The organism is Pseudoduganella sp. R-32 (genome assembly GCF_049913245.1).
Classification (GTDB): Bacteria; Pseudomonadota; Gammaproteobacteria; order Burkholderiales; family Burkholderiaceae_D; genus Rugamonas.
Window position 1 is genome coordinate 475,448 of record NZ_CP183987.1, and the last position, 11,615, is coordinate 487,062.

General features: G+C 55.7%; 10 protein-coding genes. 3 read left to right on the forward strand and 7 right to left on the reverse strand.

Going from position 1 to position 11,615, the window contains the following annotated elements; genetic code table 11:
• Positions 1-2: 2 nt before the first annotated feature.
• Complete coding sequence (locus ACN9MU_RS02250) at positions 3-1,925, reverse strand: AMP-dependent synthetase/ligase (RefSeq protein WP_426336802.1); 1,923 nt, start codon at positions 1,923-1,925, stop codon at positions 3-5.
• Between the two features lie 135 nt (positions 1,926-2,060).
• On the opposite strand from ACN9MU_RS02250, the gene ACN9MU_RS02255 reads away from it, so the two are divergent.
• The 3 genes from ACN9MU_RS02255 to ACN9MU_RS02265 all read left to right on the forward strand — a co-directional run bounded on the left by ACN9MU_RS02255 (position 2,061) and on the right by ACN9MU_RS02265 (position 4,700).
• On the forward strand, positions 2,061-2,744 hold the full coding sequence (locus ACN9MU_RS02255) for a Crp/Fnr family transcriptional regulator (RefSeq protein ID WP_426320248.1): 684 nt from the start codon (positions 2,061-2,063) through the stop codon (positions 2,742-2,744).
• A 72-nt stretch (positions 2,745-2,816) separates the two neighbouring features.
• The gene (locus tag ACN9MU_RS02260; protein ID WP_426167090.1) at positions 2,817-3,815 is read left to right on the forward strand and encodes a cyanophycinase; all 999 of its coding nucleotides are present in this window, start codon (positions 2,817-2,819) and stop codon (positions 3,813-3,815) included.
• Positions 3,816-3,893: 78 nt separating this feature from the next.
• Complete coding sequence (locus tag ACN9MU_RS02265) at positions 3,894-4,700, forward strand: beta/gamma crystallin-related protein (protein ID WP_426167092.1); 807 nt, start codon at positions 3,894-3,896, stop codon at positions 4,698-4,700.
• Between the two features lie 29 nt (positions 4,701-4,729).
• On the opposite strand, the gene ACN9MU_RS02270 is transcribed toward ACN9MU_RS02265, so the two are convergent.
• The 6 genes from ACN9MU_RS02270 to ACN9MU_RS02295 are packed head-to-tail and all read right to left on the reverse strand — an operon-like array spanning position 4,730 to position 11,607.
• Positions 4,730-4,993 carry a PAAR domain-containing protein gene (locus ACN9MU_RS02270; protein WP_426167094.1) on the reverse strand — a complete coding sequence of 88 codons (264 nt, stop codon included), beginning with the start codon at positions 4,991-4,993 and terminating at the stop codon, positions 4,730-4,732.
• A gap of 2 nt (positions 4,994-4,995) precedes the next feature.
• Entirely contained in the window at positions 4,996-6,327 is a 1,332-nt protein-coding gene (locus ACN9MU_RS02275; RefSeq protein WP_426320253.1) for a hypothetical protein, read from the reverse strand.
• A 41-nt stretch (positions 6,328-6,368) separates the two neighbouring features.
• Positions 6,369-7,289 (reverse strand): DUF6708 domain-containing protein, encoded by a 921-nt coding sequence (locus tag ACN9MU_RS02280; protein ID WP_426320255.1) that lies wholly within the window; start codon positions 7,287-7,289, stop codon positions 6,369-6,371.
• A gap of 28 nt (positions 7,290-7,317) precedes the next feature.
• The gene (locus tag ACN9MU_RS02285) at positions 7,318-8,286 is read right to left on the reverse strand and encodes a DUF6708 domain-containing protein (protein WP_426320257.1); all 969 of its coding nucleotides are present in this window, start codon (positions 8,284-8,286) and stop codon (positions 7,318-7,320) included.
• A 10-nt stretch (positions 8,287-8,296) separates the two neighbouring features.
• The gene (locus ACN9MU_RS02290; RefSeq protein WP_426344075.1) at positions 8,297-10,729 is read right to left on the reverse strand and encodes a T6SS effector BTH_I2691 family protein; all 2,433 of its coding nucleotides are present in this window, start codon (positions 10,727-10,729) and stop codon (positions 8,297-8,299) included.
• A complete protein-coding gene (locus ACN9MU_RS02295; RefSeq protein WP_426320261.1) occupies positions 10,726-11,607 on the reverse strand; it encodes a DUF4123 domain-containing protein in 882 nt (293 codons plus the stop codon). The genes ACN9MU_RS02290 and ACN9MU_RS02295 overlap by 4 nt, the downstream gene beginning before the upstream one ends.
• Between the last annotated feature and the right edge of the window lie 8 nt (positions 11,608-11,615).

Genomic DNA, 11,615 nt, shown 5'->3' on the forward strand with positions numbered 1-11,615 from the left:
GCTTATGCTGCCTTGAGGTCCATGATCCGAAGGTCGGCTGCCACCATGCCGGTGCGCCCGTCTTCGAATTTGACCTGGGTTTCGATGTATTGCGAAGCTTTGCCGCCGTACAGTGCCTCGATCAGCACCGCATATTTCTCGGCGATGAACTTGCGGCGCACTTTGCGGGTACGAGTCAATTCATCATCGTCAGGGTCGAGCTCCTTGTGCAGCACCAGGAACCGGTGGACCTGGGTGTCCGCCATCAATGCCTCCTGTGCCAGGTCGGCATTGACCTTTTCCACGCATTCCTTGACCAGCGCGTAAGTCTGTTCATGGGCGGCCAGGTCGGTATACCCCGAGTAAGCGATGCCGCGCCGCTCGGCCCAGTTGCCGACGGCCTCCATGTCGATGTTGATGAAGGCGGTGACCTTGTCGCGTTCATGGCCGAAAGCCACGGCTTCCTTGATGAAGGGGAAGAACTTCAGTTTGTTTTCGATGTAGTTGGGCGCGAAGATGGCGCCGTTGTTCATCTTGCCCACGTCCGCTGCGCGGTCGATGATGCGCAGGTGGCCGTCGTTGTCGAATATGCCGGCGTCGCCAGTGTGGAAATAGCCTTCGCCGTCGATGGCCTCGGCCGTCGCATCAGGGCGCTTGTAATAGCAATGCATCAAGGTCGGCGACTTGACCAGCACTTCGCCGTTCGGCGCCAGCTTCACTTCCACGCCAGGCGCCGGCTTTCCGACGGAATCGAACTTGATCTCGCCATCCGGCTGCAGGCAGATGTAGGCGCAGGTCTCGGTGGAACCGTAGAACTGCTTCAGGTTGACGCCAATCGAGCGATAAAAGCGGAACAGGTCCGGACCGATTGCAGCACCAGCTGTATAGGCGACACGGATACGCGACATGCCCAGTACATTGCGCAGCGGCCCATACACCAGCACATTTCCGATGGCATAGCTGATGCGCTCGCCCAGCGGCACCTGTTTGCCGTCCAGGATGTCTGACCCCACCCGGCGTGCGACGTCCATGAAGTGATGGAACATCTTGCGCTTGACGGCGCCCGCATCTTCCATGCGAATCATCACTTGCGTCAGCATGTTCTCGAAAATACGCGGAGGTGCAAAATAGTAGGACGGACCGATTTCGCGCAAGTCGGTGGTCACGGTGTCCGACGATTCTGGGCAATTGACGGTAAAGCCGGCGGTCAGTGCCTGTGCGAACGAGAACAGGCAGTCGCCCACCCAGGCCATCGGCAGGTAGGACAACACGTTCTCTTCGTCGGTCAGCTTGTCGAAGCTGATGCCCCCAACGGCAGCCGACAGCAGGGCCTTGTGGGTCTGGCACACGCCCTTCGGCTTGCCCGTGGTGCCGGAGGTGTACAGGATGATGGCGTTATCGCTTTCCTTGCTTTCAGCGATCGACGCTTCATAAAAGCCGGGATGCGCCTTGTCGTACTCGCGCCCCAGTTCTTGCAGGCGGGCATAGGACATCAGCTGCTGGTGCGTGTAATTGCGCATGCCTCGCTCATCTTCGTAGGCAATGTGCTTGATGTTCGGGCACTGGTCGCACAGGTCGAGCAGCTTGTCGACCTGCTCCTGGTCTTCCACGATGGCGTACGCGATTTCGGCGTTCTCCAGCACGAAGGACATGTCGGCTGCCGGCGCGTCCTGGTACATAGGCACCGGCACGCCGCCCAGGCACTGCGCCGCCAGCATCGACCAGTACAGGCGCGGCCTGTTGTCGCCGATGATGGCCAGGTTCATGCCGCGCTGGAACCCAATCGCGGCCAAGCCGCAAGCCAGCGCCCGCACTTCCGCATTCACTTGCTGCCAGTCCCAGGTCTGCCAGATGCCCAGGTCCTTTTCGCGGAACGCAGGCTTGTGCGGCCGCTCCTTGCCATGCTGAAGCAGCCTGCGAGGGAAGGTCGTCAGATTATCCTGCACGGTGTCTCCTTGGGTTTTTAGGTGCGCATTTTTAGTTGTGATGCGCTTTTTGTGTGATGATATTAGCGTGAGCTATGTCGCAAAGTTGTCATTTCAAAGACAATTCGACGACTTTTGATGGTGCGACGCAACAACATGAAAACAGAACCGAGCCTGATCGAAGCCGTACGCAGTTCCACCTGGGCGCCCGTGCTCACAGAGGAGCAACTGGCGCGCGTAGAGGCTACCTGCTACGAGGAGTTCATTCCCAAAGGCGGCTTCGTTTGCCATAAAGGCGAGATTGTCGATAATTGGATCGGCATTATTTCGGGCATGGTGAAAATGAATAACTTCTCGCCAAACGGAAAAAGCGTCACATTTACTGGCGTGCCGCCTGGCGGCTGGTTTGGCGAAGGTTCATTACTCAAAGATGAACGCCGCCGATATGACGCCATGACACTGCGTGACAGCCGCATCGCACGCATGCCGGCCGCCACCTTTCACTACCTGCTCGAGAATAGCCTACCCTTCACCCGGTTCCTCTTGATGCAGCTCAACGAACGTTTGGGTCAGTTCATCGGCATGGTGGAAAACGAACGCCTCCTGGACCCGGACACACGCGTTGCACGCTGCCTTGCGTCACTATTTAATTCCCACCTGTATCCCGGCATCGAGCGGCTGGTGCAGATTTCCCAGGAAGAAGTCGGGCTCCTGTCGGGCTCCTCGCGCCAACGTGCCAACCAAGCCTTGCAAGTGCTCGAAAAGCAGGGCTTGTTGCGCGTGGACTACGGCGGAATCCGCATCCTCGACCTGGATGGATTGCGTCGCTTCGAGGCATGAATAATGTGCAGCATGCGCCTTCACTGATGAGTAGAATGAATTTTCATATTCATCACTTCAGTGGAGTTTGCCATGCGTTCCCTGCCTGCCCTCTTGCTGTTGGTATTGTCCCTGTGCGTCTCGGCTTCAGCGCAATCTGCAAAGCAATATGAGTTCTATGTGGTGGGCGATCCCACCAACGTGACAAGGCCTCAGCCAGCCCAGCCTTCGTTGGTATTGATGGGAGGGGGAACGGACGTGGACGACGCATTCCGTTGGATGATCCAGAAGTCAGGCGGCGGTAATTTCGTCGTCATCCGCGCTACGGGAACGGATGCCTATAACCCCTACATCTACGCTTTTGGTGGCGGCGTCACTTCGGTTGAAACGCTGATCATCCCTAACCGCGCGGCGGCAAATGATCCGTTTGTGCTGGAGCGCGTGCGTAATGCCGAAGCCTTGTGGATCGCCGGCGGCGACCAGGCCAATTACTGGGAGGACTGGAAGGGCACGCCGCTGCAGGCCGCCATCCAGGGGCTGGCCAACAAGAATGTCCCCATCGGCGGCACCAGTGCCGGCTTGGCTGTGATGAGCCAGTATGTGTTCAACGCCTTGAATGGCTCGATCACCTCGCCTCAGGCGCTATCCAATCCCTATGACAAATCGGTCTCGCTCGGACGTGACTTCCTGGCTTTGCCCGGCATGGGCAATATGATCTCCGACATGCACCTCGATTCGCGTGACCGCATGGGGCGCCTGGTGACCTTCATGGCGCGCATCGTGAACGATGGCTGGACGCCTATGACGCACGGCATTGGCGTCGATGTGGAAACTGCGCTGCTGGTGGAAAATGGAATCGCCACGCGCGTGGGCAATGGCTCAGCGTATTTCCTGAACACCGTCGGGATTCCCGAAGTCTGCAAACCCAAAACGCCGCTCACATACCGCAATGTCGGTGTGCAGCGCCTGTCCGGCAGCGGCAGCTTCAGCCTGGCGAATTGGGCCAGCTACGGCAACTCTACCTTGAACTACAACATCTCAGCCATCAAAGGCGTGTTGAGCTCAACCCAGCCGGGAGGTTCCGTTTACTAAGTAACGAGTGTTCCCGAACAGACCAGCCGATATTGCCGGGCGCATGCTGGGCGCACCTGATCTGTATCGGAGGACATCATGAAGTTTCCAATCAGAACTGCGCTGGCGACGCTAATCACCCTCGTCAGCGCGCACGCCTTGGCACAAATCACGCTTTATCCGCGCGAAGGCTGGCGCGGCCGCCCGATTAACGTCACACGTTCCATCAGCGATCTGCGCAGCGCAGGTTTCGATAACCGCGCCTCGTCGGTCGTGGTTGAGCGCGGCCGCTGGGAAGTGTGCCCGTTACCTAACTTCGAGGGCGAGTGCAGGATCTTGCGGCGCGGCAGCTATGAATCGCTGGAGGGTATGGGCCTTAACGACAATATCTCGTCGATCCGCGCCGTGCCCCCGCGCCGGCGTGTTGATGAAATGGCTTACGCACCAGAGCCGGTGGCCCAGCCAAATTATGAATACCGCATGCGACCGAGCGAGCGTGTGTATGAAGCCCCAATTACTTCTGCTCGCGCCGTGGTGGGCCCGCCCGAGCAACGCTGCTGGGTTGAGCGGCAGCAGGTTGAAGCCTCGGGCGGCAGCGGCACGGCAGGCGCCATCGCCGGCGCCCTGATTGGCGGCGTGCTGGGTCACCAGGTGGGCGGCGGCTCCGGCCGAGACATCGCCACGGTCGGCGGCGCGATTGCCGGTGCGGCGGTCGGCTCCAATGTTGGCCGCAACGCCGGCAACCAGTACGCCCAGAACGTTCAGCGCTGCGAAGCTATTCCCAGCCGCACGCCGCAATACTGGGACGTGACCTACGAGTTCCGCGGCACCGAACACCGCGCCCAGCTCTCGTCCGAACCTGGCCGCACCATCACGGTCAATCGGGATGGCGTGCCGCGCATGTAGGCCGGTGAGCGCCCGTCGGCCGGGATGCCTTACCCCCGCTCCAGGTTCGGCAACGAGGAAATCAGCTCGGCGCCACAACTGGTGACGTGGGATTCCAGGGCCACTGCGCGGCCTTCGATCACCCAGTCCGGGTCGCCCTCGGCGATGGTGCAGCCGCTGTGACCCGGACGTGGGCACGAAACAGTGTCGCCCACGCGCGCAACGGCAATGCCCATGATGGAGAAGTTTTCTGCCGCACTGGTGACCGAACCGCCATGGCTGGTGGAATCACCTAATCGAATGACACGTTTCATGGCTAGCTCAGGTGAGGCGTTGCAAATGCGATCGCGATGCCATTTGGCTCGGCAAACTCCGCGCACAAGACAGGGCCCTGCTTGCCTTGCGCCTGTACCAAAGCAACGGCCAGCAGGCCTATGGGGCTGGCCTGTCCAAGGTGCCCGACATGCCGGACCATATCAGTTGCCATCTCGATGGGTTTAAGGTCGATCTTTCGATGCATTAGTGCACCGGCAATCGAGGCCAGGCGGCCACCGGCATGCTTGGACTCGCCAGTATTGTGCACAAGCCATTCGCAGCGCGATTCGGCAGCCTGTCCGGGCGCACTTGCATGAAGTTGCGCCTGTTCGAGAAGCGACGTCAGCACTAGCTGGCCGCTTTTATCGTCGATCTTCCCGGTGGCGGCGCGGTAGATGCGCGCTACTGAACCCAGCGCGCGCAATTCATCTCGCAGTAGTCGCGGCAAACTCGCAAGCAAAGGCAAAGCGCCGCCCGAATAATAGCCACGGGACGAATCATCATCGGTGGCCGCCGCATCAAGCATGGCAGGTAAATCGGCAGCGGTCACCAGCAGGGCGAACACGCCATGGCCAGGCTTTGTAACCGGCAGCGATAGCTGCGACATCGATGAATCAAACGCCAGCACCACCGCAGCCGGAAGCTCGGGAATGCTCTCGAATAGCCCAAGCACGCTATTCGAAGCGCTGCCCCGCGACGGCATGGCCATTACCAGCGGCGCATCAGCCTTCAACTTCACCGGCAGCTTCATGTCGGAGATGAGCCTCGCCGCGATCATGCTTACGTGTTCAATTACATCCTTGGCCGCAATGTCGGCAGGTGCCACCAGATAGATGGGCAAGGCGGCTGCTGCGCCGCACTCGGCATAAATATAGCCAAGCGCTTCGGCGATACCGGCATCCAGCGCTCGGCGAGTGTCTTGCGAAGCAAGTTCCTGACTCTTCTCGTCTGCCTTCACCATCGAGATTGCCACACTGGGGCTCTCGGTCAATTCCAGCATTTCGTGGACTGCCAGGTCGTTGATCGTCAACAAGCGGCAGTCACAATACTGGCGGCGCTGCTCGACTCGGGCATGCACCGGATCCTGCACGGTTTGCATCGCAGCTTCCGTTTGGTTGTGCTGCGCCTCCGGAGCGCTTTGCTTGTGGTCACTTACGTACCAGCGACCAAACCACCATGCCAGGCACATGCCGATTGGTGGCAGAAAGTGCAGCGTCACCAATTTGTAATTGGCCCACTTGCTATAGTCAGGCCGGACTCCGAGCGCGAGGAAGGCGATCCAGCAAGCGAGAGCGCCCAGCAAAATCAAAAATCTAGATAACAGCCATCGCATTCGTCATTTCCTTTGTCATTTCGGTTCCGCATGAAAACGCGTCACACTTCCTCGTAGCCTGATTCGCGCACATAGGGATCGTGTTTCGTAATCATGCATTCCCGCTCTACCCAGTCAGGCCATCGTGGGATTTTGCTGGTGCGCATAGCGAATACGCGGGCAAAGCTGGCCAAGAAACAGATCGGAACGGTGAACCAGTCCTTTGGTAGTCGTGCATAGCCTTCTTGCCAGGTTTCGTAACGTTTCGCGATTGGCAAGCATTCCTTCAGCATTCTGTGGGGTTGCTTGGGGCCATCTTCCATATAGCGACGAAGGTACTCCCAGCAATTGCGCACTTCATTGATATCTTTCGACGCGTAACCAAGTCTGAAAATACCGGTTGCCGTCCGGTGCTTGCCCTTACCTTCCATCAGAAAGCAACTGATATGGAATGCCACGTTGGTATCCCATCGATACTCGCTAATGCAAAAAAACGCCTTATCCCACTCTGTAGTTAATACCGTCCCGTCCCTTTTCCAGATGTAGATCTTTCGATTTTTCCGATTGAGTCGGATCGGAAGATGGGTGTAGTTGAAGGACTCCTTCAGCAATTCGTAGATGGAAACCATGAAGAGAAGCTGCACCAAGATTGGCAACAGCAAACCACTCCATCCTACGAAGTCAATAAAATGATGAAAGTGAGTAAGTGCATCAGTCTCGCCAGAATTGATAAGCAAACAAAGTATCAATATCACCAGTATAGTGAGCAGGTAACCGAGCGTTCCGAGCCCTCGCGAAAGGTACCTGGTATCCGTCACTTCGATAAAGGTGCTGTTAAACTGGATGACAAACGGGTCGTCATGCGACCAATTCTCGTCAAATCCTTCCAGCTTCTCCTTTATCTTCAGTTCGTTTTCTTTCTTATCATTATTCGGTAGACCATTCCACTCGAATTTCTTTGACTGGCTATAGTCGCTATACATTCTTCATCTTGTCTGAGCGGAAAACAGATTACGCCGCTTGTGAGGTTTCTCGCGGTGCTTCGTACCCCGATTCGCGAACATACGGATCATCTTCGGCAATAGCGCATTCCTGCTCGACCCAGTCAGGCCAGCGCGGTATTTTGCTGGTATGCATGGCGAATACTCGGCCTAAGCTGGCGGGCAGATTGAATGGCGTGGCCATTATTTGCATAATGACGCTGCCATGCAGTAGAAGCGACAGGCGCATAAACCCTTCCCACCAGGTCTCTCGGCGTTTGGCTATCGGCAGACAAATCTTAAGCATTCGATATGGCTGGGCGGGCCCATCTTCCATGAAGCGACGGAAATATTCCCAATGGAACCGCAAGTCGGTTGCGTCACTTGAGGTGTAGCTGCTCAGAGTGAAGGAATCTTTTACGGTCTGGCGATCTTCGGATAAGACATGGCCGACAATATCCCACATCTGGACAGCGCCCTTACTGTAGCAACGCACATAAAAGAAGGTTTTATCCCAAGGCGCGCTGAATACCTCTCCATTTCTGCGCCAAATATAGATTTTTCGGTTCTTTCGATTAAGTCTTAAAGGAAAATGAGTGTAGCTGAATGATTCACGAAAAAGTCCATACGCAGAAAAGGCGATAAACAGGAACACCATCAAGGCAGCAAAGAACAATGTGTTTCTCATCCCTTCCCTGTTGTATTCTTCAATAGCGTCCCACCGGCTAACTGTATCAAACGTAATTGCTGCCAAAAACCAGGAAAGTCCTACAATAATCAGCAATGCCAGTGTTGTGAATACACCCCGGATAGGGTAGTCCCTATCTACTATTTCTGCGAAAGTACTATTTTGTTGAATGATTGACAGCTGATAATGCGGCAGATTTTCGTCAAATTCGGCAATTTTTTCATTTTTCTTCAGCTCGTTGAGTCTTTCTTCTTGCTGCAAAGGGCGATTGACCTTAAATCCCTTTGGCTTCAAAAATTCTGGAGAGTACATTACTATTTCCTTAAGTAAGAGCTTTGCCTAGTTCTTTCATCTCAAGCTCTGCGCTATCGTAGCTGTTTGCGATTCCAAAAATGCAGTTCTCGATCCAGCTGTGTATCGCTTGATCTTTTACCTGCTCAAGCCAATAGACAACTATCAAATACCCTATGACGAATACTAAAGTCACGAGATAGAACCCAAAACATAAAGCAATGGCGATACCTAAGCCGATGAGGCCTGATGCTATGTAGAGACGTCCTGTGGTTATGTTGTTCTTTTGCAATTCCTCTCTAGCTTTCATGAGATCCCAGACGGCCATGATTCCTGCACCAACTAATCCCAGAGCTTGCCCTACAAGCTTTATTCTGGCGGCCCATCTAACCGCCGTTAGCCCCTGTGCCCATCTAAATCCGGCTTGGCCCATGTGTTCAATTGCGGCACCTATGGTTTCGCATAAAGTACCCGTGACTCCAATTATGCCTGCGGCAAGACGTGACCTTGCTTCAGCCAAATCCCCCTCCAATGATTTCGCATGATCGGCAACGGTTTTTGTCAGACATATATACTGAAGAACGCCGATACACATGCCTAAGCGAACATTTGAATTGATAACTTGCTTAAACTTGTCGAATCGAATGTCGTTCAAAGTGCGGGGAGTCTTTAGAGTTGAAGCTCCCAATTGACGCATGGCAACCCATTTGAAGGTCCTCCGGCCCTCTAGTCTTTCCCCGTGAATTGCAGCGAGTTGGATTTCCCGGTCGACCGCAATCTTGATTTGCGCTTTGGTGAGGCCTGTATCGCTGCTTTCAATAATCTGACGTACCAAAAACGCACGGAATTGCTTACGGCTGCCTTCAAACGACAGCCGTTCCCATCCCAGTCCGCTATGCATACCTAATATGGTAAAGGCCAATTTAGCTGCACCATCCACGAAATGGCCGCCCGCGTAGGCCAAAGGGCCCATCATTCGTGCCAACAGTGTGGCACCTAGCGTCGCTTGATTTTCACTGATGAGTTCGACGGACTTCTTATAGCTAGCTGCCAAGGCATCCCATGGGATGGCGCGCGAATCGAATGCAGTAGCGTCCGCTACTTTTTTGGCTAATGCATCATTGTTATACACCATTGCGCGCAGCAAGATATTCTCTGAATCGAAAACATCTTCATTTAGCCATTTTTCGTATTGGTTAAAGCATGGCTTAATGCCTTCTGTCCCTTGAGTGAGATTTAGAATCGCTTGGACATAGGCGGCGCCCGATTTTATGTCGGTGGTATCGAAACTGCAGCTCATGTAATTGGCCAAGCGCTTGCTAGTGGTCCAGGCGACATGCGCTTCACCAAGCGGGTTGATTTGTGTTTCGGTAACAGTCTCTACTTCCTGCTGATAACTCTTGTAGAACGTTTCAACCATGGCCTCATTGAAACGAGCGCGCCCACTCTCGCGGTGCGTAAACCGTCGCCAAGCTTTGGCTTGTTCCTTTTGGATCTCCACCTGATTCGGCATGCCCTTGTAAAAACCACTTAAACTATAAGCCCCCATGCCCATGCTTAACGTTTGATTTTCTAGCTCCTTGGCATCGTCAATCGCAGAGGCTCGGGCGTTCTCCATGATCGCGCTTCGCAACTGCAGGATGGCGCTCGATACAACGATTTTTCGGGACTTGGTTTTGTCCCGCTGATCAAGTTCAAGCTTGTTTGTCAGCAAGTGGTTTGCCTGTACCGCTATTTCAATGCCCATTGCCAGGGGATCGTGCAAGCTGACGATGACTCCCTGGCCCTTGCGCAGTGCATCAGCGGTCTCGAGTGTTTGCTCCAACTGGAGCCTGCGTGGCGTAAACTGGTACGGAGCGTGGTAAAACGCGTTAGGCGCTGTTGCCTTGAGCGGATCACAAGCAAACTCCGCGACCTTGCTGCCAAGGAGTTTGATTGGATGGACGTTTTCTTGCTTGCCACCCGCGAGGGCGACTTTGACGTCCAACACTAGCATGTGCTTTTTGCGGTAGGCGGTATCCTCGTGCTGTTTAAGCACCGCTTCAGTCCACTCCACATCGGAAAAGCCAAACCAGACTCGCGTGGCCTTGTTTGGGTCGGGAATGGTCACCATGCCGGCCACCTGCTGATGGCCAGTTTGCGTACAAGGTTGTTTGTTGGCGGTAAAGGAACTTGGCACTGGCTTGCCCACTTCGAAGCGCATGAGGTACGCGTCTTCAGTAACGAAGTACCCTTCCCAGCGCTTACGTGCTTCGTCGTGAACGTAAAGGTAGCCGCAACGCAATAGGCGGCGAGTGTAGTGGGCCGAGTCACCCAGGCCCACGAATTCAGTCTTGCCGTCGGCATGGAGCGCTCGGGTTTTTGGGGCGCCCGCAGTGACGGGCGCCAGCGCGTAGCGAGCTACGAGTACAGGCAATCCACGCTTGTCGCAAAATTCGCAACCGGGTACGGTATTCAATGTCATGGTGCTTTGTCCATCAGGTATTGGGTGTGTTGTTGCGCGTTGAGGTCGGTGGCAATGCGTTGCCAGTCTGCGGGCTGCAATTCGGCAATGGCGTCCAGGTACGTCTGCTCGTTCCTGTCTATGCCGGCCAGCAGCGCGCGCACGCGGGGGTGCGTATCAAAATGCGGATGAACGGTCATGCCGTGTAATGCGAACTGGACTTGCTCGTCCTCCCTTGCCAGGGCATGGTTCGCTGCGCGGAGCAGCAGCGAGTCTATTTTTTCGCTGACGCTGAAGTATCCCTTGGCATCGGATGCGTAAGCCGGCCTTAGTTCGTCCGGCAACTGTGCCAAGGTGCGGTTGATTGCCTGTATGCGGTGCATCTGCTCGCCCTGAGGGCGGCTGAAGAACTGCGCCAGCACTGGCTCGCAAGCCGGGGCCTGCAAGCGATGCCATTCGTGGTCGCAGTAAATGCTCCATTCGCTAATGCAGCCAAACAGCGCTTTCAATTGCGGCGGGCTGTAGATGCGTAGTATCTGCGTCATGACGCGCGGTGCATAGCTGCGCAGGTGGAACTTGCCGCCGCCAGGCAGTCGCGCTATCAGCTGCTTTTTCCAGTGTGCCTGCAGGTGCTTTGCGTCGGCGCTGGTCTTGAACAGTGACAGGATGGGCGGCGTTACCTTGTGCGCGCGGGCGTGCTCCAGCTGTTCGCACAGTGCGAAGAATTCTTCATCCGGTAGCGATGCCAATGGCAGCAAGGCAGGAAATTTGGCGGCATCGGCTTCCAGGCCGTCGGGCACTAGCGGCAGCAGCTTCCACGTCGGCGGCAGTTCGTCGCCCAGCATATAGCAGTCGACCATTGCGTAGCCGTGTGCTTCAAGTAATTCTTGTGCAAACATGCGCTTCG

Bases quoted from the DNA above. Each gene is read 5' to 3' on its own strand.
- ACN9MU_RS02255 (WP_426320248.1), top strand. From the start codon at position 2,061: ATGAAAACAGAACCGAGCCTGATCGAAGCCGTACGCAGTTCCACCTGG.
- ACN9MU_RS02260 (WP_426167090.1), top strand. From the start codon at position 2,817: ATGCGTTCCCTGCCTGCCCTCTTGCTGTTGGTATTGTCCCTGTGCGTC.
- ACN9MU_RS02265 (WP_426167092.1), top strand. From the start codon at position 3,894: ATGAAGTTTCCAATCAGAACTGCGCTGGCGACGCTAATCACCCTCGTC.
- ACN9MU_RS02270 (WP_426167094.1), bottom strand. From the start codon at position 4,993: ATGAAACGTGTCATTCGATTAGGTGATTCCACCAGCCATGGCGGTTCG.
- ACN9MU_RS02275 (WP_426320253.1), bottom strand. From the start codon at position 6,327: ATGCGATGGCTGTTATCTAGATTTTTGATTTTGCTGGGCGCTCTCGCT.
- ACN9MU_RS02280 (WP_426320255.1), bottom strand. From the start codon at position 7,289: ATGTATAGCGACTATAGCCAGTCAAAGAAATTCGAGTGGAATGGTCTA.
- ACN9MU_RS02285 (WP_426320257.1), bottom strand. From the start codon at position 8,286: ATGTACTCTCCAGAATTTTTGAAGCCAAAGGGATTTAAGGTCAATCGC.
- ACN9MU_RS02290 (WP_426344075.1), bottom strand. From the start codon at position 10,729: ATGACATTGAATACCGTACCCGGTTGCGAATTTTGCGACAAGCGTGGA.
- ACN9MU_RS02295 (WP_426320261.1), bottom strand. From the start codon at position 11,607: ATGTTTGCACAAGAATTACTTGAAGCACACGGCTACGCAATGGTCGAC.